This window comes from Kitasatospora sp. SUK 42, from assembly GCF_015776785.2.
Taxonomy (GTDB): domain Bacteria; phylum Actinomycetota; class Actinomycetes; order Streptomycetales; family Streptomycetaceae; genus Kitasatospora.
In genome coordinates this window covers 2073134-2097877 of record NZ_LFMD02000002.1, presented here as the reverse complement: position 1 = coordinate 2097877, position 24744 = coordinate 2073134, and the positions used below count along the sequence as shown (strand labels likewise).

Sequence of the window (24744 nt, the reverse complement as noted above, 5' to 3'; positions counted from 1 at the left end):
CCCCACCCCTCCCACCCCGCCCCCTCACCCGCCCCACAGACAGCGGGCGGATGCAGCGCCTCAGTCCTCCGGCCCGGGTGAAGTGCCGTTCACGGCGAAGCCGTTCACCGCGCCGTTGAACTTGGTGAAGCGCACACCGGACCCGTCGGTGGACGGCTGCCGGTCGGGCGCGGGCTCACCGTCCCCCAGCAGCTTCTCCCGGATCAGCCTGGCCTGCTCCGGCCGACCGGCCGCGTGGATCGCATCCGCCACCCGGTGCACGTAGACCTGCCCCGCCGGAGAGTCCCCCTCCAGCTCCGCGTCGGCCAACATCCTCTTCAGCGGACCGACCACTGGAGGCCCCGCATCCGGACCATACGGTCCACCGGGTTCCCCGGGCCCGACCGGGCCCGCCGCATCCCCGTCGTCACCCTCGTCACCGTCGTCGTCCGGGAACGGACCCGCCCCGAACACCAGGTGCTCGTACAACTCGCTCACGGCCTCGTCGTTGGCGGCCGCCGAGAGCTGGGCGAGCGGGCCGATCAGGTCGACGGCCTCCGTGATCCGATCGTCGTTCCGAGCCAACCACCACACCACCGCGCTGCCGGGCGACTTCAGCACGTCGTCGCCGAGGTAGGCCCGCTTGTTCTGCTCGTGCCGCCGCTCGTGCTCCCAGACCTCCTCGGTCTTGCGCACCTCGGACAGCTTCCCCAGTCGGCGCCGGTCGTCCTCGGAGAGCCCGAGTTCCACCCGCCCGCCCATCGCCTCCACCAGCCTCGACCTGTCCTGGCTCTGCGTGCCGAGCACACCGTTCAACCGGTGCTGCAGCAGATCCAGCCGACCCGGCACCTCGCGCTCGGTCACCGCCCGGGCGCGCTCCAGCACCGTCTCGACCGCCAGGCCGGCCGGGTCGGCGTGCACCAGCCCGGTGGCGTTCGGAACCGGACGCCACCAGACCGTCGCCGAGAAGTGGAAGTCGTAGTCCGGCACCAGGCTCGGCAGCGCCACTCCGACCACCCGGGTCCTCTCCCACGGCGGCTCGTCCGACATCGCCCTCGGAGCCCGTGCCGACGCCAACACGGCGGCCAGGACGACGGCCACCACGGCCGGCACCACCCACAGCCACACCGGCCACCGTGCCACCACCCCGAGAGTGACGATCACCAGCCCCGCCGCGAGGGCCAGCCCGACCAACGGGATCTTCCCCGCACTCTTCACAGTCCTCTCCCCCCGGCCGCTCCGACCAACGGTCCGATCCCCTGCGCCCGGTCGATCATCCGACAGAAGCGACGCGCCACCTCGTCCCTGCTCGGCAGCTCCGGAGAGCCATCCGGCTCGGTGGCCCAGCGGCGCGCCAGCAGGTAGTAGCGGCTGAGCACATCGATATCGCGGTCGGCGGCCTCGACGAGGATCCTCATCAGCCGCTCGCCCCCGTCCCGTTCCTGCCGTGCGGCCGACAGCCACGCGTTGACCCTGTCGGCCTTCGGGACCGCCGCCGAGAGCACCCCTTGCCAGCCGCGCCGTACCTCCGCCGGTGGCACCCACCCGGGCAGCGACTCCACCAGCTCCAGGAAGATCCCGACGTCCGACACCCAAGGGCTCGGCCTCTCCAGCCCTTCGCAGAGCCGACCGAGCAGCCTCAGGTACAACCGGCGCTCCGAGCGGGCCAGTCCGAGGAGCCGGCCCCGGGTTTCCGGGGCCCGCCGCGCCAGATGGTGCAGTCGGACCAGGGCCTGCTCGGGGTGGCTCGGTGCCATCACCTCCGAGCAGACCCCGGCCAGAACACGAGCGGGAGCGGACTTCAGCTCCCCCTTCGTGACCTGGTCGTAGATCCACCCTCGAAAGTCGGAGCCGTGCTGCTCGTGTGTCAGCCCCTGCTCCAGGATCGCCCGCGCCTCGCCCCCGAGAGCCGGGTCGTCCGCCCACTCCCCTGCGAGCTGCTGCAGCACGTTGAGCTCCCCGGTCCGCAGGCTCTCCTCGGTGAACCGAAGAAGGACCCTGGTCCGATCCTCCGGACCGAGGTAGCCCCGTCGGTCCTGAACCGCCTCTGCCGCCCAGGTCCCGAACTCGTCCCGAAACCCAGGAAAGTAGGTCCAGAAGTGCGACCGGACCGCTCCGCCGTACGCCAGCTCCTTGAAGCGGATCCGTCCGTCCTCCCCCACTTCCGCCGACAGCTCCTTCAGCCGCTCGGCCAGGTCGGCCCGCTCGAAGCCCGGCTTCTCATCGGGGCTGTGCTCAACCCGTTTGAGCAGCGCCTCGCTGTGCTGGAAGAGCGCCTCGGGCCGCGCCCCTTCGAGCATGGCGGCGGCCAGGAACAACGCCCGTTTCCGCCCCGAGTCGAGTGTGGCCACCTTCCGTGCCACCTCCTCGCCGCGCTTGCCCAAGGCGGCGAACGCGGCGAGGAGCCAGCCGTGCACACCGGCTGCACCGTTCAGTTCCCGCGCCTGAGCAGCCAACCGCGCGAACCGGTGGACCTCGCGCATCGCCACCGTGGCAAGCCCGTCGAGACGCTTGAACTGTCGGAGCTCCACGGGGTCGTACGGCACGCCTTCGGCATCGAGATGCCTGCGCAGCACCGCCAGCGTGCGGGGCCGGCTGATCTCCATCACGTTCGCGTGGAACTGAGACAGGTCCAAACCGTCGGTAACCGAGGGAAGTACCGCGGCGAGTCTGATCTTCAAGTTCTCTGCCTGACCCATGAGTTCGCCCAGAAGCTCCCAGGCTTTCAGGCCGGCATCCGGCCCGATCGACGACAGGTCGAGCAGCCAGAAGTCCCCTTTGGCCAGGTCGGGACGGTCCTCCGGATTGTCGGAGAACGGGATCTCGACCAACCCCCGATCCCTGCCCGCAGCCTTGTGAAGCGCCATCACGGCAGCCGTGCGACGCCCGCTCCCCGGCGGTCCGGTGACCAGCATCACCCGGCCCGGCTCTGCGAGGCCGTCCTGCAGCCTGCCGAATCCGGGTGGCGGGACGAACCGCGCGCTGAGCATCAGCCGCTGGTCCAGGGCCACCGACCGCGGATCCTTGGCCGGTTTCCGCGTCCACTGTGCTCCGGCACCGCCGATGATGATGTTCTGGTCACCGCTGCCGGTGTTGGTGGGCCCCTGTGCCGTCCCGATGCTGGCACCGCTCACCGCTGCCGCTCCTCGCGGTCCCTCCGGCCGCCGAAGTCGTTGTTCACCGTGCCGTGTTCCACGTAGTTGCTGCCGTCGCCGTGGAACTCGACCCCGCCGTGCCGCACGGTGATGTTCTGCGGGCCGCTGCCGGTGTTCACCTGGCCGCTCGCGTTGTTGATGAACGTCCCGACGTCCCGCCCCACGCTGCCGATGCCCCCGCTCTGCTCGTGCCGGTAGTCGCGGGCCTGCACCACGGTGCCGTCCACCCAGCCGACCTCGTTGTGGACCTCGGAACCTCCGCCCTCCTCGGCCGACCGCCCTTCGGCTTCGGCGAGTTGGGGCAGGGCCTCGGCGAGGTCGTCGCCCAGGCGCCGGAGGCCTGACTCCGCGTCGCGGTTGTCGAAGCGGCGGTACTGGCAGTCGGCCAGCTCGGCGATCTCGGGCGGGAGCTTGTGCCGGTCGAGCCTGGTCGTGCGGCCGACCAGCACCGGGACGACCAGGGCGCCGGCCCGGAACGCCTCGGCGATCTCCCGCCGGGTCCAGTCCTCCGGGTCGTCGAGCGCGCGCAGGCCGTCCGCCGTACGGGCGTCGGCCCAGTCCTCGCCGATGACGGCGATCAGCACACTGCACCGGCGGACGGCGGTCAGCAGGTCCTGCGGGTAGCGTCCGCCGATCCCGATCGACTTGCTGGCACGGAACACCTGTTCGGTGCCGAAGCGCTGGGAGAGTTCGCGCTCGATCAGGGTGGCGGTGCTGTCCTCGTCCTTGGTCCGGTAGTTGACGAAGATCTCGGGCATGACGAATCACCTCTCCGGTGAGTGAGGGGTACGGATGGGCGGCCGGGGGCGGGCCTGGCTTCGGGACCGGCTACGGGTGCAGCGCCCGGGCCAGCAGGGGCTGGAGGTCCTGCACGGAGCGGCTGGACCGGAACCGGTGCAGTTCACGGGCGAGCCGCTGGACGTCGGACCGGATGGTGGCCGAGTGCAGTGCGGAGACGGTCGGGAGGAGTTCCGCGGCGAGTTCGCAGGCGTGTTCCGGTTCGCCCGCGCCCGCGTGGGCAAGCGCACGCCGGAGGCCGTACCGGGCGCGGCTGCGGACGGCCTGCGCCGGGATCCTGGGGTACTCGCGGTCGAGCACCTCGGCGGCCTCTCCGGGACGGCCGAGGTCGTGGAGGCACCAGCCGGTGACCATGGCCGCCGGGTCGGCCAGGTTGGTGGTACCGAGGACGGGTGCGCCGCCGCCTTCCTCCGCGTCGGCCCGGGCGAGCAGTTCCCTGGCCCGGTCGAGGCTGCGCAGGCAGGCGTCGCGGTCCCCGGCAAGGGCGTGCCCCTGGGCCTCCCGCTGGGCGGCGAGGCCGCGGATCCGTGGTGGCAGGTCCCCGCCCTGGGCGGGTTCGACCAGCTGTACGGTCTGTGCCGCGTCGCCGGCGTAGAAGGTCACCAGGGCGCGTCTGACCAGCGCGTACGAGGCGAGGTCATGGTCTCCGCCCGCCTGGGCGAGCTCGACGGCCCGGGCGGTCCACCACAGGGCCGCGGCGTCGTCCCCGGCTTCCTGGGCCATCCAGCCCGCGTACTCGGCGTACCGGGCGGCGAGCACCAGCAGCCGGCCGCGGTTCGTGGCGTCGGCCTGGACGGCCAGCTCGCGCAGCGTACGGGTCTGGACGGTGAGCAGCGGGAGCAGGGTGCCGGGGGCGCTGGTCTGGCCGAGCCGCCGCATCTGGTCGAACTGGGTCCGGAAGATCTCGACCGGGGCGGACTCCGTGACGGCCGCGACCGGGGCGGGCGGCGCCGCGGACGCCACTTCCACCGTTGCGGCGGCCGGCGGCAGGGCGTCAACCGGTGGCAGGGCGGCGGCGAGCCCACCGCCGAGCAGTGAGGTGGCCCCGGCCGCGAGCAGTTGCCGCCGCCCCAGCCCGCCGGCCCAGCGGATGCCTTCGCGGTCGACCCGGCCCAGCGGCTCCCCGCCGCCACCGCTGCCACGGTCCGCGGTGCCGCCGCGCCGTCGTCGTGGTCCGGTGGGCTGGAGCAGCCGTTCCAGCTCGCCATCGGCCGCGAGCTGGGCGTCGCAGCGCCGGGCGAACTCGGGCGGCGGCGCCTTCTGCCCTCGTTCGATCTTGCTGAGGTGCCCCTTGCTGTAGCTGAGCAGTTCGGCGAGCCGGGTGAGGGTGAGCCCGGCGGCGATCCGCCGTCTGCGGAGTTCCGGGCCGAACTCCTCGGACGGCTTTTCGAGCATGCCCATGCCAACCCCCGTTCTGGATCCGATCGCCCATGCGTCCGCCGCGTCGTGGGCCGGAAGCGGTCACCCCTCGCTTCCGCCTGAATCTTGGCATGCGACCGAGCCGGTCAAACGGGGTTCGACAGGGTTTCCCGTTTCCTCTTTCCCGGTCGAATGACCATGCGAACAAAACGAGTTGGCGACATGTCCACCAGCACGAACACCAATCCGAGGGAACGTCAGGCCGTAACGGCGGGAGAGGCGGCGGGAGCGAGATGGAGGACGATGACCATGGCGGGGGCGACGGACGTCGGAGCGCTCCCCGTCCGGCAGCCGACTGGTCGAATCCGGTCAGAGTCGGTCCAGGTTGGTCGAACACAGCACTGACCCGGCGCACGCGCTGGATGTGACAGGCGCGGACAAATATTCTTCCGCGCCCCCTCCACAGAGCCCCCGGCAACCGCTCCGCCGACGAACAAAGCAGGCATCACAAGGCCCTGGAGGAACAGCAAGAGTTCCCCTGCTACGGGCGTGTTGACCACCGCCGCCCTCGCCGCGTCCACCAGACTGGACGCCGACCCTGCGTCAACTCCGTGGAGGGCTAAACCCCATGAACGTCACCGTTCGGCTCGCCCAGCAGCCCGAGGCCGACGAGCTGCTCGGGCGCAGTGCGCTCGCCGCGCTCGTCGGCATGCTGCTGGACCAACAGGTGCCGATGGAGTGGGCGTTCACCGGCCCGCTGACCATCGCCCAGCGCCTCGGCCGGGACGACCTCGACGCCCACGAGATCGCCACCTACAACCCGGAGGAGTTCGTCGCGCTCCTCTCCGCGAAGCCCGCCGTCCACCGCTACCCGGCCGCGATGGCGAAACGGGTGCAGCAGCTCTGCCAGTTCCTGGTCGCGCAGTACGACGGCGACGCCGCCGCGCTGTGGAAGGACATCCGCACCGGCAAGGAGTTGCTCAGCCGCCTCAACGCCCTCCCCGGCTTCGGCAAGCAGAAGTCGCAGATCTTCCTCGCCCTGCTCGGCAAGCAGTACGGGGTGCGGCCCGAGGGCTGGCGCGAGGCCGCCGGAGCGTACGGCGAGGAGGGCTCGCACCGCTCGGTCGCCGACATCACCGGCCCCGAATCCCTCACCCTGGTACGGGAGTTCAAGCAGGAGATGAAGCGCGCCGCGAAGGAGGCCAAGGCCGCCGCCAAGCCGCGCACCACCAGCCGGACGGCCACCGCGGGCGCCGCCACCCGGTAGAGCCGCCCCGGTGGCGGAGCCCACCGCGGTACGGCCCACGGCCGGCCCTCTCCGTGAACGCCGAGGGCCCCGGCCGCGCGGCGCGACCAGGGCCCTCGTCGGACACCCCCCGGGACACCCCCACCGGAAGCCCCCCGGGACACCCCCACAGGGCCCCCGAAGAGGGCCGTCAGACCAGGACGGGCTCCTGCTCCGCCACCTCGTCCTCGACCGCCGTCCCCTTCCGCCGCGGCAGCGCGAACATCAGCAGGAACACCGCGAGCAGCACCCCCACGACCCACCACATCGCGTGCGTGAACGCCCCGCCGAAGGCCGTCCCGACCGCCTCCGGTGCGACCACGTCGTCCATCGCCCCGAAGAAGGCGACCGACACCAGCCCGAGCCCGAGCGCGTTCCCCACCTGCTGCACGGTGTTGATCAGCCCCGAGGCCGACCCGGCGTGCCGGCGCGGCACCTCCGACAGCACCGCGTCGGTGATCGGCGCGACGATCAGGCCCATCCCCAGGCCCATCACGGCCAGCGGCAGCACCATCTGCCAGGGCGTGACGGACGTCCCGTACCGGTCGGCCTCCCAGATGTAGGTGAGCACGCCCGCCGCCATCACCAGCGCGCCCGCCTGGAGCACCTTGCGTCCGAACCGCGGCACCAGCTTCTGCACCGACAGCCCGGCCGCCGTGGAGACCGCGATCGAGAACGGGATGCCGGTCGCCCCCGCCTTGAGCGGGCTCCAGCCCAGGCCGATCTGCATGTAGAGCGTCCAGACCAGGAAGTAGATGCCGAGCGCCACCCCGAAGGCCAGCTGCACGCAGATCCCGGCCGCGAAGCTCTTCACCCGGAACAGCGACAGCTCGACCAGCGGCGAGCCGTCCCGCCGCGCCTTGGCCTTCTCGTACACGACGAACAGCGCGAACACCGGCAGGCTCCCGGCCATCGACAGGTACCCCCAGAGCGGCCAGCCGGCCTCGCGCCCGTGCGTCAGGGGGTAGATCAGCATGAGCAGGCCGAGGCTGGCCAGCGCCACGCCCACCAGGTCCAGCTTGAGCGCGTGCTCGGCCTTGGACTCGTCGATGAAGCGGCGGCCGAGCAGCAGCCCGGCGATGCCGACCGGCAGGTTGATCAGGAAGATCGGTCGCCAGGCCAGGCCCAGCGGGTCCCACTCGGTGAGCAGCGCACCGATCATCGGACCGGAGACCGCGCCCAGCCCGACCACCGCACCGAACAGGCCGAACACCTTGCCGCGCTCCTCCGCCGGGAAGGTCGCGTGGATGATCGACAGCACCTGCGGCACCATCAGGGCCGCCGTCGCGCCCTGCAGCAGCCGCATCGCGACCAGCATCTCCGGGCCGGAGGCCAGCCCGCACAGGGCGGAGGCCAGGGTGAAGCCGCCTATCCCGATCAGGAAGACCCGCTTGCGGCCGTGGATGTCGCCCAGCCGTCCGCCGGTGATCAGGCCGATCGCGAAGGCCAGCGCGTAGCCGCCGGTCACCCACTGGATGGCGCTGAAGGAGGCGCCGGTGTCCTCCTGGATGCTCGGGATGGCGATGTTGACGATGGTGACGTCCACCAGGTCCATGAAGGAGGCGACCATCACGATCGCCAGCGCGATCCACCTCCGTCGGTCCGTGCCCGCGGGCTCCGCGGTCCTCATTCCGTACTCCTCGCTCTTCTGCACGGCCGGAACGGTAGCGGGGATGTAGGTCAGGACCTGTCCTGGTTGATCCGGCATGCTGGAGGGCATGAGCGACACCCCGGCCCGGCTGCTGAACCTGCTGTCCCTGTTGCAGACCCCGCGCGAGTGGCCGGGCAGCGAGCTCGCCGAGCGGCTCGGTGTCAGCCCCCGCACCATCCGGCGCGACATCGACCGGCTGCGCGAGCTCGGCTACCCGGTGCGGGCCACCATGGGTGCGGTCGGCGGCTACCGGCTGGTCGCGGGCACGGCGATGCCGCCGCTGCTGCTGGACGACGAGGAGGCGGTGGCCATCGCGGTCGGGCTGCGGGCGGCGGCCGGGCACGCGGTGGTCGGCATCGAGGAGGCCTCGGTACGGGCGCTCGGCAAGCTGCTCCAGGTGCTGCCGGGCCGGCTGCGGCACCGGGTGGGCACGCTCAACACCGCCACCGTCCCGCTGCTCACCGGGGACGGCCCGACCGTCGACCCGGAGGACCTCACCCTGCTCGCCGGCGCCGTCACCACGCACGAGCGCCTGCGCTTCGCCTACCGGGCCCGGGACGGCGCCGAGACCCGCCGCAACGTCGAGCCCGAGCGCCTCGTCTCGACCGGCCGCCGCTGGTACCTGATCGGCTACGACCTGGACCGCGAGGACTGGCGGCTCTTCCGGGTCGACCGGATCACCGAACCCTTCGCCACCGGCGCCCGCTTCACCCCGCGCCCGCTCCCCGCCGAGGACCCCGCCGTGTTCGTGGCGACCAGACTGCACCGCAGGTCGCCGAAGCACTCCATGGTCGCCACCGTCCACCGCCCCGCCGCCGAGGTCGACGGCTGGATGCCCTGGACCGGGGACTACGAGCTCGAACCGATCGACGACCGGAGCTGCGTCCTGCGCTCCCGCGCGGACTCCCTGAAGTGGCTGGCGGCCGGACTGCTGATGCTGGACTGCGACTTCGAGGTGCACGAGCCCCCGGAGCTGCGCGAACACCTGCGCGCCCTCGCCGCCCGCGCCGGCCGGGCCGCGGAGAGCGGACAGGAGAGCGGGAGCGGGAGCCGGAGCGGGAGTTAGGCCGGGACCCGGCACCAGCCGTTCCCCGAGCGGAACCGGAGCACGCCGTCCCGGTCGGTCACCAGCACCCGTTCACCGCCCGGCCCGACCGTCCGGGCCACGGCCCGACGGCCCGCCCGCACGTCCTCCTCGGGCAGCCGCCGGACCTCGACCGGACGATCAGGTGTCGTCGCCGGGCGTCAGACCCCGTACTCGCCGGTCAGCAGCGCCCGCCCGAGGGTGTGGAAGGTGATGTTGAAGCCCACCTGGGCCGGCGGGGTGTCGGGGGTGACGTCGAGCTTCTCCACGTCCAGCGCGTGCACCGCGAAGACGTACCGGTGCGGGGCGCCGGGCGGCGGGGCGGCGCCGTCGTACGTGTTGCCCGGGAAGTCGTTGCGGCCGTGGAAGGAGGCCTCGCCCGGCAGGCTCCCGTCCGACGAACCGGCGCCGCGCGGCAGTTCGGTGGTGTCGGCGGGCAGGTTGAGGGCGAGCCAGTGCCACCAGCCGGAGCCGGTCGGCGCGTCCGGGTCGTAGCAGGTGACGGCGATGCTCCTGGTGCCCTCCGGCAGGCCCGACCAGGCCAGCTGCGGCGAGAGGTTGCCGCCGGAGTAGACGAACTCCTGGCCCAGCGTGCCGCCTTCGGTGAAGTCCCGGCTGCTCAGCGGAAAGGACGGCACCTGCGGCAGGAACTCGTACGGCAGCGGCGGACGAACACTCATGGGGTGGTCACCTCTCAACGGGCCGGTGTCGGCCGTGAACCGGCCGACACCGATCACTGTAATGGGGTGCCCGTACGATCCCGGCGCCCCTAGAGTCGAGGTCATGGCCGCCTCTCTCACCCGCCTGCTCCTGGACTCCCGTCGCGCACTGCTCACCATGCTCGGCCTCCAGGCCGTCATCTGGTCGGTGCAGGTGGTGAACTGGCTGGACGACTACGGGCTGTCGCGGGACTTCGGCCTGCGCTCGGAGCGGGTGGACGACCTGCCCGAGATGTTCACCATGCCCTTCCTGCACTTCAGCTGGGACCACATCGTGGCCAACTCCGTACCCCTGTTCGTGCTCGGCTTCCTGGCCGCCTACCGGGGCATGCGGAAGTTCCTGCTCGCCAGCCTGGTGATCACGGTGTCCGGCGGGCTGTTGGTCTGGCTGCTGGAAAGCCCGAACCACGTGACGGCCGGCGCGAGCGGCATGGTCTACGGCTACTTCGGCTACGTGGTGCTGCGCGGAGTCCTCGATCGCAACGTGCTGGACGCGGTCGTCGGCATCGTCGTCGCCGCGGTCTACTCGACCATCCTGATCGGCGTCCTGCCGGTCGCCCAGGGCGTCAGCTGGCTGGGCCACCTCGGCGGGCTGACCGGCGGACTGGCCGCCGCCGTCCTGCTCCGCAGCCGGCCGGCCCCGAATCCCGCACCGGCGGTCCCCGCCCCGAACAGCCCTCGCGCGGCCCTGCTCAAGGAACTCGACGACCTGGGCCTGTAGGGGGTGCCGGGCCGCCCGGCGCGCGAGGTATAGACCATTCCCACCCCTGCGGCTAGCGTGAACAGCGCACCTTCCCCCAGCTCCGGAGCCGCACCGTGGAGTCGTCCGTCCTCGCCTTCGCCACCGACCTGCTCGACGAGGGCGCCGACACCTTCTTCGGCAACCTCACCGACCGCGCCGGGGTCGGCGGCGTCACCCTCGCCTCCGTCTACCACGAGGCCCGGGACGTCTTCCCGCACAACCCCCGCCGGGTGATCCGCTACCTGGAGCCGGGCGCGGCCTACTTCCGCCCCGACCCGGTCCGCTGGCAGGGCCGCCGGCTCGCGCCCGTCCCGTCCACCGCGATCGGCGACCGCGACCCCTTCGCCCAGGCCGCCGAGGAGGCCCGCCGCCGCGGCCTGAAGCTGCACGCCTGGACGGTCTTCTGCCACAACGACCGCCTCGGCTTCGCCCACCCCGACTGCGCCCCGGCCAACGCCTTCGGCGACCGCCACCTGACCGAGCTGTGCCCGGCGAACCCGGAGGTCCGGGAGTACGCGCTGACCCTGGTCACCGAACTGGCCCGGTACGGCGTGGACGCCATCCGCGCCGAGTCCCTGCACTTCCACGGCCTGCGCCACGGCTACCACCACGAGCGCTACTTCGAGGAGCTCGGCCCGACCGCCGAGGCCCTGCTCGGCGTCTGCTTCTGCCCGCACTGCCGCGCCGCCGCCACCCGGGCCGGCGTCCCCGCCGAGCAGGTCGCCGAGGTGGTCCGGACCGAACTGCGCCGCCGCCTGGCCGACCAGGACGCCGCCGCCGAGCCCGCCGACCTGAGCGCCCTCGCCGACGGCGCCTTCGCCGCCTACGTGGACGCCTCCACCGCCACCGTCACCTCGCTCGCCGCCGAACTCACCGAGCAGGCCCGCCGGCACGGCATGCGGCTGAGCTTCATGGACGGCGGCGGCCCGGGCAAGGGCTGGCTGTCCGGCATCGACCTGCCCGCCCTCGCGCGGGTCACCGACCAGATCGAGACCCTCGGCTACGCGAAGACCCCGGAGGCCGTCCGGGAGAAGGTCGCCGCCTTCGCCCTGCACGGCGTCCGCCCGGAGCGGATGGCGGTGATCCTGCGCCCGATGGCCTCGGACTGCGACGGCCCGGAGAACCTCGCCGCCAAGCTCGCCACCCTGCGCGAACTCGGCGTCCCGGAGGTCGAGTTCTACAACTACGGCCTGATGCGCCTGTCCTCCCTCGACCGGATCGGTGCCGCGCTGGGCGGCTGAGCCGCCGTCCGGGTCACCGCCTGGGCCACCGCCTGGGTCACCGTCGCCGCTTGGAGGTCCCGAACAGGCTGCGCGAGATCTCCTGCCCGAGCTGCCTCCCGGCCGAGCGGGCGAAGGACTTCACGGTCGGGTTGCTCAGCAGCGCGCCGAGCAGCCCGCCCGCGCCTTCCTTCTCCCTCGACGGCGCCCTCGACGGCGCCCGCGTCGGCGCCCGCTCCGGTTCGACCGGCACCGCCTCCGGCCGGGGCGCCCGCGCCGCCAGCTTCTCGTACGCCGACTCCCGGTCGATCGCGTCCCGGTAGCGCGCCGTCAGCGGCGAGGCGTCCACGACCGCCCGCAGCGCGCCCGCCTCGATCGGCCCCATCAGCGACTGCGGCGCCCGCAGCCTGGTCGCCGCGACCGGCGTCGGCGCGCCCTTCTCGGAGAGGACGGTCACCACGGCCTCGCCGGTGCCCAGCGAGGTGAGCACCGCGCTGAGGTCGTACGAGGAGCGCGGGAAGGTCGAGACGGTGGCCTTGAGCGCCTTGGCGTCGTCCGGGGTGAAGGCGCGCAGCGCGTGCTGCACCCGGTTGCCCAACTGCGCGAGCACCTCGGAGGGGACGTCCCGTGGCGTCTGGGTCACGAAGAAGATGCCGATGCCCTTCGAACGGATCAGCCGCACGGTCTGGGTGATCGCCTCCCGGAAGGCCTTGGAGGCGCCCTTGAACAGCAGGTGCGCCTCGTCGAAGAAGAACACCAGTTTGGGCTTGTCCAGGTCCCCGACCTCGGGCAGCTCCTGGTAGAGGTCGGCGAGCAGCCACATCAGGAAGGTGGAGAACAGCCGCGGCCGGTCCTGCACGGCGGGCAGTTCCAGCACCGAAACCACGCCCTTCCCCTCCCGGGTGGTGCGCAGCAGCTCGGCGGTGTCGAACTCGGGCTCGCCGAAGAACGCGCCGGCGCCCTCGTTCACCAGCACCGTGAGCGCGCGCAGGATCACCCCGGCGGTGGCCGCCGAGAGGCCGCCGATGGTGCGCAGCTCCTCCTTGCCCTCGGGTGAGGTGAGGAAGCCGATCACGGCGGTGAGGTCCTTGAGGTCGTACAGCTCCAGGCCCTTGCTGTCCGCGTAGTGGAACACCAGGCTGAGCGAGGACTCCTGGGTCTCGTTCAGGTCCAGCACCTTGGCCAGCAGCAGCGGCCCGAAGCTGGTGACGGTGGCCCGGATCGGGATGCCCGCGCCCTGCCCACCGAGCGAGTAGAACTCGGCCGGGCAGCCCTGCGGTGTCCAGTGCTGCCCGACCTCGGCGGCGCGGGCTCCGGTGCGTTCGCTCGGCACACCGGGCGCGGCGATGCCGGAGACGTCGCCCTTGATGTCGGCGAGGAACACCGGCACGCCCTGCGCGGAGAGCTGCTCGGCGATCAGTTGGAGGGTCTTGGTCTTCCCGGTCCCGGTGGCCCCGGCCACCAGGCCGTGCCGGTTGAGCACGCCGAGCGGGACGCGCACCTGGGCGTCCGGGTAGGCGGTGCCGTCCAGCAGCACCGCGCCGAGGTCGAGCGCGGGCCCGGTGAAGGCGTACCCGTCGGCGATCTCCCGGACGGCCGGCGGGGTGAGGGCGGAGGACATCGGTGCACACTCCTGGGCGGATCGGGACTCGGGAACGGAACCCGGGAAGGGAACCCGGGGACGGAAACTCGGGTACGGAGCCCGAAAACAGGGGCGAAAACGGAACGCCGTGAGAGCCCGGGAACGGAATTCGGGAACGGAACCCGATCGGAACCGGGCCGGTGTTCGCGACATTTCCCATCAAACAGCCGCATTCGTCCACCCGCAGTTCACACCCGTGCGCGTGGCGGCGTCGCGGCTGCTGCGCCATCCGCCGCCCAAACGGTAGGCTTTCCGTGTGATCTTCAAGCGCATCGGCAATGGGCGGCCGTACCCGGATCACGGCCGGACGAGCACCCGCCAGTGGGCTGACGTCGCCCCGCGTCCGGTGCGGCTCGACCAGCTGGTGACCACCAAGGGCCAACTCGACCTGGAAACCCTGCTGGCCGAGGACTCGACCTTCTACGGGGACCTCTTCGCCCACGTGGTGAAGTGGCGCGGCGACCTCTACCTGGAGGACGGGCTGCACCGGGCCGTACGGGCCGCGTTGCAGCAGCGCCAGGTGCTGCACGCCCGTGTCCTCGAAATGGACTGACGGCCCCACCGCGGGCCAACCGGACCGCCCCCTCGCCACCCGGCGGAGGGCGGTCCGTGCGTACCCCGGTACCCCCTTTCGGGTACCGGGGTACGCCAGATGATGATCGTTTAGTACCTTCGCTCTCGTACGGCACTACGCTGCTGACTACGGCCGCCACCAGGGGATCCGCCCGCACCCGGGGGACACCCCTGCCCGGCCGCTCCGTCATCCCGACCCCGCCCTGGCACGAGGGGGAGACAAACCGTGAGCATGTTGACTCCCCAAGGCCTCAAGGGGAAGCAGTACCGCGTCACCGGCAACGCCTATCCGCGGCTGGGCCGGCCCCCGAAGAAGAGCCGCAAGGTGATCGCCGCGCTCGCGGGCCTGCTCGCCCTGGCGTTGATCGGCCTCGGCGGAGTGCAGTTGTACGACATCTTCCGCGGCAAGGACAAGAACTCCTCCGCGCAGGCCTGTGCGACCGCGTCCGGCAAGCCGCTGGCCGCCCCGTCGCCGGGCGCCCCCGAGGCCTCCGGCGCACCCGCCGCGGCCGCGGGCGACCCGCACGCGGTCCCGCAGGCCTCCGCCGTCACGGTGAACATCTACAACGCCACCACCAAGGCGGGCCTGGCCGGGCGGACCGCCGAGGAGTTCAAGAAGCGCGGCTTCACCATCGGCAAGGTCGGCAACGCCCCGGCCGAGCTGGACAAGAAGGTGCCCGGCACCGCCCAGGTGATCGCGGGCCCGTCCGGTGCCGGCGCCGGCACCCTGGTCAGCTCGCAGATCGCCGGGGCGACCGTCACCGCCGACGCCCGCACCGACGCCAGCGTGGACTTCGTGATCGGCGACAGCTACAACGCCCTGCTGGACGAGACCCAGGCGGCCGCCGCCCTCGCCCTGGCCACCAAGCCCACCCCCGCCCCGAGCACCACCGGCAGCTGCTGAGGCAGACCGACGACGCGGAGGAGCCCCCCGGCAGACGCAGTGCCGGGGGGCTCCCCTTCGTTCGGTCGTTCGGTTCTTCTCCCGGGAGGCTCAGCCCGCGGTGCCGTACAGCCGGTCGCCCGCGTCGCCGAGGCCGGGGACGATGTAGCCGTTCTCGTTGAGCCGCTCGTCCAGGGCCGCGGTGACCACGGTGACCGGCAGGCCGGCCAGCTCCCGCTGCACCACCTCGACGCCCTCCGGCGCGGCCAGCAGCACCACGGCGGTGACGTCGGTGGCACCGCGCTCGATCAGCATCTTGATCGCGGCGACCAGGGTGCCGCCGGTGGCCAGCATCGGGTCGAGCACGTAGACCTGGCGGCCGGAGAGGTCGTCGGGCATCCGGGTGGCGTAGGTGGAGGCCTCAAGGGTCTCCTCGTTGCGCACCATGCCGAGGAAACCGACCTCGGCGGTCGGCAGCAGGCGGGTCATCCCGTCCAGCATGCCGAGGCCGGCCCGCAGGATCGGGACGACCAGGGGGCGCGGATAGCTGAGCCGGGTACCGAGCGTGACCGCCACGGGCGTGGTGATCTCCACCTCGTCGGTGCGGACGTCCCTGGTGGCCTCGTAGGCGAGGAGGGTCACCAGCTCGTCGGTCAGGCGACGGAAGGTCGGCGAGTCGGTGCGCTCATCGCGCAGGGTGGAGAGCTTGTGGGCGACCAGGGGGTGGTCGACGACGTGGAGACGCATGTATCGAGGTTAGCCCGGTCCTGGACGCCCGTACGACACGCCGTGCCACGACCGCCCGCCGTCCGGGGTGATGTTTCGGTGACACGCCGTGACGCATCGCCGATGTCGGGACGCTAGCGCCTTCTGTGGTATCAATCCGCCCGTTCTGGGAATGTCACGTCTTATGACGAGCAACCCGAACGCCGGGGACGGCTCGGCGGAGGAGCCCGTCGGCGGGGCGCCCCTTCGCGCCGGTCCGCCGCAGGACCCTCCGGAGACCGAGGCGGAGCGCCGCAAGCGGCGGGCCGTCTTCCTCCGCGAACTCGCCGAGGCGCGCGAGCTGAGGGAGCGGGTCCAGCCCCGGCGGACCAAGGAGCGGCGGATGCGCGAAGCGATGCGCATGCGAACCTTCCGGATCTGACACGGATCCGACACGGATCCGGCTCCGCCCCGGCACCGGTCCGACGCCGCTCCGGAGCGACCCCGGAGCGCCCCCTGCGCACCCCCGGACGACCGAGGCGCGGCCCCCACGGGTGTTCGGAGCAAATTTCGACCGGCTTCGGACGGAACCGACGCCGTTCCGCCGTCCGCCGCTCGGGCCTTCCGACACGACCTGCGAAGACGCGCTGCCGAACACCCCCCGCGAGGGCGGGCTTTCTGTCACGATTCCGATGGGACGGTCCGAACAAGCGGACCGCCTCTGGCGCGGGGGCGGCCAGATTTTCGCGTCGCCCAAGCGCGCCGACAGCCGAGACCGATGATCTTGGGAGTGTCCCTGGTGGCGTACTTCGCTGCAGTGCTTGCTCGCACCGAGGACGGGTGGGATGTGAGCGAGACGGAGCTCGACGACGTCGAAACCCTGGCCGATCTGGCCGATCTGGCCCGCGACTCCGCCCAGGACGACGACAGCGTCCTGATCTTCATCGAACAGGAGGACTCCTGGTTCGCCATCGTCCGGGTGGACGGTGAGGACGACCCGCGGATCTTCGTGTCGGACGGTGCCGCGGCCGCCCGCAGCTCCTACGGCTCCGTCCTCACCGACGAGCTGGTAGACCAGGCCGGCGAGAGCGAGTTCGGCGACCTGGACCACCTCCTCGACGAGGACGAGGAGGCCGAGGACCAGGACGACGAGGACGCGGACGCCCGCGGCGGCGTCCCGGTCGGACCGCTGGGCGACGCCCACCTGCTCACCGAGTTCGGCCTGGCCGGCGACGAGCTGCTCGCCCTGAGCGGCGAGGGCGCGGTGCCGGGCGACGCCCTGGAGGAGATCGCCGAGGCGCTGGGCTGCGGAGAGGTCCTGGAGGCAGTCCGGTAGCGGGATCGGTCCGCACCGGTGTCCACCACCGGATGCCCGACACTGGATGCCATGCAACCCGCGTCCACCCCGCTGACCGTCCCGTACGTCCCGCCACTGCCCGCCCCCGTCCGCCCCGACCCGGTCCGCGACCGCTGGGCGGCGCCGATGCGCCTCGCCATCGCCGAGGCCGCCCTGGCGCCGGCCACCGGGGACGTACCGGTCGGGGCGCTCGTCCTGGGCCCGGACGGCGAGGTGCTCGGGCGCGGCCACAACGAGCGCGAGGCGGTCGGCGACCCGACCGCACACGCCGAGGTGGTCGCGATCCGGCAGGCGGCGGGAAAGCTCGGAGAGTGGCGGCTCAGCGGCTGCACGCTGGTCGTCACGCTGGAGCCCTGCACGATGTGCGCCGGCGCCATCGTGCTGTCCCGGATCGACCGGGTGGTCTACGGCGCCCTCGACGAGAAGGCCGGTGCGGCCGGCTCGCTCTTCGACGTGATGCGCGACCGCCGGCTCAACCACCGCCCCGAGGTGATCTGGGGCGTCCTCGCCGAGGAGTGCGGCGAGCAGCTGCGCGACTTCTTCGGGACCCACCGCTGAGGCCCCTCACCGGCCCCTCCGGGATACGGATTTCGTGACTGCGCCACCCGTCCGGTAGAGTTCCCCTCGGTAGCGTGTCCGAGCGGCCAAAGGAGCACGCCTCGAAAGCGTGTGTGGGGGCAACTCCACCGTGGGTTCGAATCCCACCGCTACCGCTCGAAAGCCCGAAGGCCCGTCCGATCCGGACGGGCCTTCGGCGTTTCCACGCACCCTCGAACGCGACACGCCCTCGAACACGACGCGCCCCGGAACGCGGAAAGGCTCCGCACTCCGGGCTGATGACCACCACTGCCCGGCTCGTACGGAGCCTGGAGGGGGGAGCGGTTCGGGGGGACTGACCGCTCCCCCTGCGGAGTCCCACAACCGGGGCCGCGTCGGGGGGATGCCGCGGCGCCCGGTCCCACAGCGGGGGCTCCGGATCCACGTACCGGGGATTCCTGCCAGATCCTCGGTACGTCATCCATCCTGCCGCCCCGGCCTCATCCGGGCACCCGGAGAAAGGCCCCACTCGCGGGGACCTTCGTCCCGCCGGACGAACGCGTCGCACACTTGATAGCCCGTCCGGTGGATAAGCTGCCCTTACCGGACCGCTCGGGGACCCTGATGACGGCGGCCCACAGCTGGGAGGAAGGTCACGATGGCGCAGGCGAAGAAGATCGGCATGGTCCTCCTGCTCATCTTCGTGCTCTATTCGATCGTCACGTCACCGTCCCGGTCCGCCCAGCTCGTCCAGCTGGGCTTCGAGGGCATCTCGAACGCGGCCAAGGCGGTGGGCACCTTCATGACCGGCCTGATCAAGTAGCGGACGCCCTGAAGGCGGCCCCGGGGCACCCGCTACGGTGGGCGGGACCCTCTACCCCCGTCCGCGAGGAGCGGCAATCGTGATCCGGCACCTGGTCCTGTTCAAGCTCAACGAAGGCGTCGCCAAGGACGAAGAGCGCGTGCTCGCCGGCGCCGAGGCGTTCGCCGGGCTCGGCGAGCAGATCCCCGAACTCCGTGAGTGGGAGTGCGGCTGGAACACCACCGAGCGGGACATCGCGTACGACTACGCGATCAACAGCCTGGTCGAGGACCGCGAGGCCCTGCAGGCCTACCTGACCCACCCGGCCCACCAGGCCGCGGCGGGCCACTGGCGCGAGTTCGCCACCTGGGTGATCGCCGACATCGAGGTCTGACACCCCGCGGCCCGTCCCCCGGACGGACCGTCCCGCCCCGCCCGGCCAGCCGGGCGGGGCTTCCTGGTCCGTCCCGGAACGACCCTTGCGGCGCCCCGCCGACACGGCCGGTGGAGATCGAACACTCCACCAACACACCTCCATCGGGTGCTTGCCCGACCTGCGCCCACCTTGTGATGCTATGACCGGTTTTGCCGGACATGGCCAGCAGGCCACGACACCCGATCCGCAGGGCCCGCCGTTGTCGACATTGGGAGGGGTGACGTGTCCGTGGACGAGGTGCTGGCTGCGATCATCAGCCCGGCCGGCGAGCTCCGCCCGGACGGGCTGCGCGGCCCCGGCGGCCGGCCCGTCGTGGACGTCCGGACGCTGACCCGGGTGCTGTTCGAGCGACTCGCCGAGCTGCCCCCGAACACTCCCGAGCGGGAGCGGGTCCGGGCCGCCCTGATCGAGGTGAACATCCCGCTGGTCCGCTACGCGGCCACCCGCTTCCGCAGCCGCAGCGAGCCGATGGAGGACGTCGTCCAGGTCGGCACCATCGGCCTGATCAACGCGATCGACCGCTTCGACCCCAGCCGCGGCGTCCAGTTCCCCACCTACGCGCTGCCGACCATCCTGGGCGAGATCAAGCGCTACTTCCGGGACAACGTCCGCACCATGCACGTCCCGCGCCGGCTCCAGGAGCTGTGGGTCCAGGTGAGCGGTGCGATGGAGGAGCTGACGGTGCTGCACGGGCGGGCGCCCAAGGTGCCCGAGATCGCCGCCAGCCTGCGGATCCCCGAGGAGGACGTCCGGGCCTGCCTGGACGCCGGACGGGCCTACAACGCCGCGTCCCTGGAGGCCGCGCAGGAGCACGAGGGCGGGCTCGCCCTGCTGGACCGGCTCGGCTACGAGGACTCCGCGCTGGCCGAGGTCGAACACCGTGACATGGTCCGCCACCTGCTGGTCCAACTCCCCGAGCGGGAGCGGCGGATCGTGATGCTGCGGTTCTTCGCCAACCTCACCCAGTCGCAGATCAGCACCGAGTTGGGGATGTCCCAGATGCACGTCTCCCGGCTGCTCTCACGGATCCTGACGAGGCTTCGGACCGGCAACTCCTGGGAAGAATGAGATTGCAGCGCGTTACCCCGAAGTGACAAGTTGCGACGTTCGGGTTTGCCGTGGACCGTGTTCCGGTATGGAGGGGGTTGGGCCCTCGCCGGGAACCTCCGTGCGTCGGCCCCCGTTCAGCTGTCAGTCACAAGGGGGTGGGTGCATGTCCGGAGAGCTGGGCACTGCGGAGATCCACGCTGGTCAAGCCAAGGGCACGGCGGTCGCCGAGGACCCGGTCCCGCACCAGCGGGCCGAGTCCCCCGAGCAGCCCGGGTCCGGGGCACCACCGGAGACGCCGCCCGGCTCCGGGCTGGACACCCGGACGCTCTCCCGCTCGCTGTTCCTGCGGCTGGCCGTGCTGGAGCCCGGCAGCGAGGAGCACACGTACGTCCGCGACACCCTGATCGAGCTCAACCTGCCGCTGGTCCGGTACGCCTCGGCGCGCTTCCGCAGCCGCAACGAACCGATGGAGGACATCGTCCAGGTCGGCACCATCGGCCTGATCAAGGCGATCGACCGCTTCGACCCTGAGCGCGGGGTGGAGTTCCCCACCTTCGCGATGCCCACCGTGGTCGGCGAGATCAAGCGCTTCTTCCGGGACACCAGCTGGTCGGTCCGGGTGCCGCGGCGGCTCCAGGAGCTGCGGCTGGCGCTCACCAAGGCCGGGGACGACCTGTCCCAGCGGCTGGACCGCTCCCCCACCGTCGCCGAACTGGCCACCTGCCTGGGCGTCAGCGAGGAGGACGTGGTCGAGGGCCTCGCGGTGGGCAACGCGTACACCGCCAGCTCGCTGGACTCCAGCCCCAGCGAGGAGGACAGCGAGGGTCCGCTGGCCGAGCGGCTCGGTTACGAGGACCTCGCCCTGGAGGGCGTGGAGTACCGGGAGTCGCTCAAGCCGCTGCTCGCCAAGCTGCCGCCGCGCGAGCGCCGGATCATCATGCTGCGGTTCTTCGGGAACCTCACCCAGTCGCAGATCGGCGAGGAGATCGGGATCTCCCAGATGCACGTCTCCCGGCTGCTCACCAGGACGCTGACCCAGCTCCGCGAGGGGCTGATCAGCGAGGGCTGAGCACCTGGTCCAGCCGGATCCGGCCAGGTTCGGCCGGGCTCAACCTCAGTCGCCGTCCAGGAGGTTGGCGCGCAGCCCGGTCAGCACGTCCTCGTCCAGCCCGAGCCCCTCCCGCCAGAACGCGTCGAAGCCGCCCCAGCCGGCCCGGACCTCCGCGAAGGCCGCGTCGAGGTAGCCGCGGTCGGCCCGGAACACCGGCAGGAGGAGCTCGGGCTCGCGCATCAGACCGCGGCTGCCGAAGTCGTCCAGCGCCCGGTCGACCACCGGGGCGGAGCGCGCGTTGGTGAGCAGGTAGTCGGCGGTCACGGTCTCGCGGCCGACACCCAGGGCGGTCAGCACGAGTGCGGCGGCCCAGCCGGTGCGGTCCTTGCCGGCCGAGCAGTGGAACAGCAGCGGCACGCCGCCCGGGACGGCCAGCAGGCGCAGCAGGGCGGCGAAGCGCTCGCGGGCCACTTCGTCGGTGACGAACCAGCGGTAGAGCCCGGTCATCATGGCGGCTGCCCGGCCGTCGCCGAGCAGGGCGCGCTGCTTGCGCGGGCTGCGGTCGGCCAGGGCCTGGTGCACCGTCGCGTGGATGTCGAAGTCCGCTGCCAGCAGCGGCAGGTGGTGCATGGCGACGTCGTCGGGCAGGCGGTCCCGGCCTGCTTCGCGGACCTCGTCCTCGCTGCGCAAGTCCACCACCCCGTGCAGGCCGAGCGCACCCAGCGGGCCGAGGTCCTCGGCGGTGACATGGTTCAGGCCATCACTGCGCAGGGCCACACCACCACGAATCACCCGTCCGTCGGCCGTCAGGTAGCCACCCAGATCACGAGCGTTGAGCGCGCCGCGCAGACCAAGACTGCGCCCGACCAGCCCGGTTTCATCCGACTTATCAGTAACAATCCGTACGTCCCCGATCCGATCGCCCCCGGTTCGCCGATCGGCCACCCTCGCACCCCCATTGCATATTCGGACTGTCACATGGCACAGCGGTGCCCGATATTGCATGAACCTGCCCGGTAGCGCGGCGAGATGTGCAAGAGTGTCATGCGCAACGACGACAGTGTAGGTGTCCTGCCCGCCTGCCCGATCGGATGCAGTCGGTAACCAGGTGTAGCACTCGGCTTCCGGTTTTTCATTTTCAATTCACTATTTGCATCGCCGGTCCGGTTACGGTCACAATCAGCGCCTCCATGGCTTCGCCATGAACGTTGGTAACAGGTTCGCTGCACTCTCGCCCTTTTGGTCACTGGCACCGCCGGCCCTCGACCAGGATGGGCCCGGGCAGCCTGCTGCCCGCGAACAGCTACACGGGCAGGCAGGCGCCGCGCAGCGCCGCGTCTGCACCAAGGGGAGGATCACCATGGGTCGAGCGACCCGAAGAGTCGCCGCCTGCGCGGCGGCAGTTCTGCTGGCCAGTGGCCTGCAGACCACCCTGGCCTACGGCGACACCACGCCGCCCAGGATCGACCTCACCGTCCTGGTCATCGACGACGGGGGACCGTCCGTCGCGGCGATCACGGCCGAGCTGAAGAGCCAGGGGACGCCGTACAAGGTCGTCAGCCTCAATGACACCAACCGCCCCGTCATCAACTCCGCTTTCCTGAGCGACACGGTGAACGGGCAGCCCCGGGGGAAGTACCAGGGCATCGTCCTGCCCAATGAAAACCCCTTCCCCAACAGCGCGGCCGAGATGGCCGCGATCGCCGGCTACGAGGCCGCTTTCAACGTCCGGCAGATCGACGCCTACACCTGGGCCAACCCGGCCGTGGGACTGAACTACGCCCAGAATCCGGGATTCGTCGGAACCCTCGACGGAATCCAGGCGGCCACCACCACGGCCGGAACTGCGGGGCCGTTCGGGTACCTCAAGGGAAACGTCCCCTTCGAGGACAACGACCCGACGGTCAGCGAGAGTTACGGCTACCTGGCGACCCCGCTCGCCACCCTGCCGACCGGCGCCTCCTTCGTCCCGATGGTCGACGCGGCGATACCCGGCTCGACCGCGCGCGGTTCGCTGGTCGGCGAGTACACCCACGACGGCCGCAAGGAACTGGTCGTCACCTTCGTCTACAACCAGTACCAGCAGCAGTACCGGCTGCTGGCCCGCGGCATGGTCGACTGGCTCACCCAGGGCGTCCACCTCGGTTACGACCGCAACTACTTCGCCACGCACGTGGACGACGTCTTCCTGGCCGACGACCGCTGGGACACCACCCTCAAGTGCACCCCCGGTGACGTCACCTGCCCGCCCGGCACCCCGGACACCGCCAACCCGATCCGGATGAGCGTCGACGACGCGAACCACCTCAAGCAGTGGCAGACCGCCAACAACTTCACGCTGGACATGGTGTTCAACGGAGGCGGCAGCGAGGACTGGAAGGCCGACCACCAGACCACGGTGGACCCGACGGCCAGCCAGATGATCACCGATCAGAACAGCTACCGCTGGGTCAACCACACCTACACCCACCCGTACCTGGGCTGCGTGCAGGACGTCACCGTGGTGCCGTGGCGCTGCAGCAAGAACGCCTCGGGCGCCACCGTCTGGGTCGACCAGAACACCATCTCCACCCAGATCAAGAACAACTTCGACTGGGCCACCGCCAACGGCCTGAAGGTCGACCCGCAGGTCCTGGTCACCGGCGAGCACTCCGGCCTGCTGACGGCCCCTCAGGAGACCAGCGACAACCCGTACCTGGCGCCCGCCCTGGCCGCCAACGGGATCAGGTTCACCGGCAGCGACGCCTCCCGCGAGCCCGCCCAGCGGGCCGTCGGGTCGTCCACGCTGACCGTGCCGCGGTACCCGATGAACGTCTTCTACAACGCCGGCACGGCGAAGGAGGAGACCGACGAGTACAACTGGATCTACACCAGCAAGGCCAACGGCGGCAGCGGCGTCTGCGAGAACAACGCCAACTCCACGTGCCTGCCGCAGCCGCTGGACGACAACACCGGCTACCAGTCGTACATCGTGCCGCTGGAGGCCCGGATCGACCTCGGCCACGTGCTGAGCAACGACCCCCGGCCGCACTTCGTGCACCAGTCCAACCTGTCCGAGGACCGCATCCTGTACCCGGTGCTGGAGAAGATCCTCGGCACCTACCGGTCGCTGCACGCCGACAACACCCCGATCGTGAACCTCGGCGAGCGCGAGATCGGCCTGGAGTTCCAGCGCCGCGCGGCCTGGAACACGGCCCTCGCCTCCGGCCAGGTCACCGCGTACCGGGTCGGCAACACGGTGACGGTCAACGCGCCGGCCGGTGTTCAGGTCCAGGCCACCATGCCGACCGGAACTGCTCAGAAGCTGGTCATCGGAACGACCGGGTTCGGTTCGTCCTACGCCGGTACGCTCTCCGGTTGGGTGTCCCCGGGCGCCCTGCAGAGCACCGTCACCCTGCAGCTCCCGTCCGCGCCGACCGCTCCCGCCGCCGTCGCGCCGAGCGTCGCGGCCAAGTCCGTCCCGGCGCCCGTCCCGGCGGACAAGAAGGTCGTGCCGCAGGGCGTCGCCACCCCCGTCCCGGTGGGCCCGAGCGACACCACCCGCAAGCCCGCGCAGTCCCTCGTGCCCGGAAGCGGAACCCCGGTGCCCGGTAAGGGCGTCGCCAAGGGCGATGATGCCCGTGGCGGCGACGGCCAGGGCGACCGGACCGGCAAGGCCTCTGGGGGAGCGGCCTCGCACGGAGACACCACCGGACGCTCCGGCAACCGGTAACCCG

At 71.5% G+C, this 24744-nt stretch carries 23 protein-coding genes and 1 tRNA gene; 15 read left to right on the top strand and 9 right to left on the bottom strand.

The features are described from left to right. Positions 1-60: 60 nt before the first annotated feature. The 4 genes from RZ50_RS09145 to RZ50_RS09130 all read right to left on the bottom strand — a co-directional run bounded on the left by RZ50_RS09145 (position 61) and on the right by RZ50_RS09130 (position 5333). Entirely contained in the window at positions 61-1197 is a 1137-nt protein-coding gene (locus tag RZ50_RS09145; protein ID WP_196951388.1) for a hypothetical protein, read from the bottom strand. After that, on the bottom strand, positions 1194-3113 hold the full coding sequence (locus RZ50_RS09140) for a hypothetical protein (RefSeq protein WP_196951387.1): 1920 nt from the start codon (positions 3111-3113) through the stop codon (positions 1194-1196). The genes RZ50_RS09145 and RZ50_RS09140 overlap by 4 nt, the downstream gene beginning before the upstream one ends. Then, positions 3110-3892, bottom strand: a complete 783-nt coding sequence (locus tag RZ50_RS09135; RefSeq protein ID WP_196951386.1) for a toll/interleukin-1 receptor domain-containing protein — start codon at positions 3890-3892, stop codon at positions 3110-3112. Before RZ50_RS09135 ends, RZ50_RS09140 begins: the two co-directional genes overlap by 4 nt. A 70-nt stretch (positions 3893-3962) precedes the next feature. Next, positions 3963-5333 (bottom strand): helix-turn-helix transcriptional regulator, encoded by a 1371-nt coding sequence (locus RZ50_RS09130; RefSeq protein WP_308271542.1) that lies wholly within the window; start codon positions 5331-5333, stop codon positions 3963-3965. 586 nt (positions 5334-5919) lie between these two features. Here RZ50_RS09130 and RZ50_RS09125 point away from each other — a divergent pair. Continuing rightward, positions 5920-6558, top strand: coding sequence for an HhH-GPD-type base excision DNA repair protein (locus tag RZ50_RS09125; protein WP_196951385.1), 639 nt, complete (start codon positions 5920-5922; stop codon positions 6556-6558). A gap of 169 nt (positions 6559-6727) precedes the next feature. On the opposite strand, the gene RZ50_RS09120 is transcribed toward RZ50_RS09125, so the two are convergent. Beyond that, on the bottom strand, positions 6728-8206 hold the full coding sequence (locus tag RZ50_RS09120) for an MFS transporter (RefSeq protein ID WP_196951392.1): 1479 nt from the start codon (positions 8204-8206) through the stop codon (positions 6728-6730). An 88-nt stretch (positions 8207-8294) separates the two neighbouring features. On the opposite strand from RZ50_RS09120, the gene RZ50_RS09115 reads away from it, so the two are divergent. After that, a complete protein-coding gene (locus RZ50_RS09115; protein WP_196951384.1) occupies positions 8295-9293 on the top strand; it encodes a YafY family protein in 999 nt (332 codons plus the stop codon). Between the two features lie 179 nt (positions 9294-9472). On the opposite strand, the gene RZ50_RS09110 is transcribed toward RZ50_RS09115, so the two are convergent. Beyond that, positions 9473-9991: a YbhB/YbcL family Raf kinase inhibitor-like protein gene (locus RZ50_RS09110; protein WP_196951383.1), complete on the bottom strand. Its 519-nt coding sequence runs from the start codon at positions 9989-9991 to the stop codon at positions 9473-9475. 103 nt (positions 9992-10094) lie between these two features. Between RZ50_RS09110 and RZ50_RS09105 the strand changes: the two genes are divergently transcribed. Together RZ50_RS09105 and RZ50_RS09100 are read left to right on the top strand one after the other, a co-directional pair. Beyond that, the gene (locus RZ50_RS09105) at positions 10095-10751 is read left to right on the top strand and encodes a rhomboid family intramembrane serine protease (RefSeq protein WP_196951382.1); all 657 of its coding nucleotides are present in this window, start codon (positions 10095-10097) and stop codon (positions 10749-10751) included. 95 nt (positions 10752-10846) lie between these two features. Further along, complete coding sequence (locus RZ50_RS09100; protein ID WP_196951381.1) at positions 10847-12013, top strand: hypothetical protein; 1167 nt, start codon at positions 10847-10849, stop codon at positions 12011-12013. 37 nt (positions 12014-12050) lie between these two features. On the opposite strand, the gene RZ50_RS09095 is transcribed toward RZ50_RS09100, so the two are convergent. After that, complete coding sequence (locus RZ50_RS09095) at positions 12051-13613, bottom strand: helicase HerA-like domain-containing protein (protein WP_196951380.1); 1563 nt, start codon at positions 13611-13613, stop codon at positions 12051-12053. Positions 13614-13890: 277 nt separating this feature from the next. Here RZ50_RS09095 and RZ50_RS09090 point away from each other — a divergent pair, with 277 nt between their 5' ends. Together RZ50_RS09090 and RZ50_RS09085 are read left to right on the top strand one after the other, a co-directional pair. After that, positions 13891-14187: a type II toxin-antitoxin system VapB family antitoxin gene (locus RZ50_RS09090; protein ID WP_014136828.1), complete on the top strand. Its 297-nt coding sequence runs from the start codon at positions 13891-13893 to the stop codon at positions 14185-14187. Between the two features lie 252 nt (positions 14188-14439). After that, entirely contained in the window at positions 14440-15111 is a 672-nt protein-coding gene (locus RZ50_RS09085) for a LytR C-terminal domain-containing protein (RefSeq protein WP_254802413.1), read from the top strand. A gap of 90 nt (positions 15112-15201) precedes the next feature. Here RZ50_RS09085 and upp read toward each other — a convergent pair whose 3' ends face one another. After that, positions 15202-15837, bottom strand: coding sequence for a uracil phosphoribosyltransferase (gene upp, locus RZ50_RS09080; RefSeq protein ID WP_196951378.1), 636 nt, complete (start codon positions 15835-15837; stop codon positions 15202-15204). Between the two features lie 163 nt (positions 15838-16000). Between upp and RZ50_RS09075 the strand changes: the two genes are divergently transcribed. From RZ50_RS09075 to RZ50_RS09040, 8 genes are all read left to right on the top strand, one after another. Next, the gene (locus RZ50_RS09075; RefSeq protein WP_196951394.1) at positions 16001-16237 is read left to right on the top strand and encodes a hypothetical protein; all 237 of its coding nucleotides are present in this window, start codon (positions 16001-16003) and stop codon (positions 16235-16237) included. A gap of 336 nt (positions 16238-16573) precedes the next feature. Beyond that, positions 16574-17131: a tRNA adenosine deaminase-associated protein gene (locus RZ50_RS09070; RefSeq protein WP_196951377.1), complete on the top strand. Its 558-nt coding sequence runs from the start codon at positions 16574-16576 to the stop codon at positions 17129-17131. 51 nt (positions 17132-17182) lie between these two features. Continuing rightward, complete coding sequence (gene tadA / locus RZ50_RS09065; protein ID WP_196951376.1) at positions 17183-17710, top strand: tRNA adenosine(34) deaminase TadA; 528 nt, start codon at positions 17183-17185, stop codon at positions 17708-17710. 68 nt (positions 17711-17778) lie between these two features. Next, positions 17779-17865 (top strand) — tRNA-Ser (locus RZ50_RS09060). Between the two features lie 482 nt (positions 17866-18347). Further along, positions 18348-18512, top strand: coding sequence for a hypothetical protein (locus tag RZ50_RS09055; protein WP_196951375.1), 165 nt, complete (start codon positions 18348-18350; stop codon positions 18510-18512). Positions 18513-18591: 79 nt separating this feature from the next. After that, the gene (locus RZ50_RS09050; RefSeq protein ID WP_196951374.1) at positions 18592-18885 is read left to right on the top strand and encodes a Dabb family protein; all 294 of its coding nucleotides are present in this window, start codon (positions 18592-18594) and stop codon (positions 18883-18885) included. A gap of 270 nt (positions 18886-19155) precedes the next feature. After that, positions 19156-19995: an RNA polymerase sigma factor SigF gene (locus RZ50_RS09045; protein WP_374199904.1), complete on the top strand. Its 840-nt coding sequence runs from the start codon at positions 19156-19158 to the stop codon at positions 19993-19995. A gap of 145 nt (positions 19996-20140) precedes the next feature. Beyond that, positions 20141-21046, top strand: a complete 906-nt coding sequence (locus tag RZ50_RS09040; protein ID WP_196951373.1) for an RNA polymerase sigma factor SigF — start codon at positions 20141-20143, stop codon at positions 21044-21046. 45 nt (positions 21047-21091) lie between these two features. Here RZ50_RS09040 and RZ50_RS09035 read toward each other — a convergent pair whose 3' ends face one another. Beyond that, positions 21092-22033: a tyrosine-protein phosphatase gene (locus tag RZ50_RS09035; protein ID WP_254802042.1), complete on the bottom strand. Its 942-nt coding sequence runs from the start codon at positions 22031-22033 to the stop codon at positions 21092-21094. 355 nt (positions 22034-22388) lie between these two features. Here RZ50_RS09035 and RZ50_RS09030 point away from each other — a divergent pair, with 355 nt between their 5' ends. Then, complete coding sequence (locus tag RZ50_RS09030; RefSeq protein WP_196951371.1) at positions 22389-24740, top strand: hypothetical protein; 2352 nt, start codon at positions 22389-22391, stop codon at positions 24738-24740. The last annotated feature ends 4 nt before the right edge of the window (positions 24741-24744 follow it).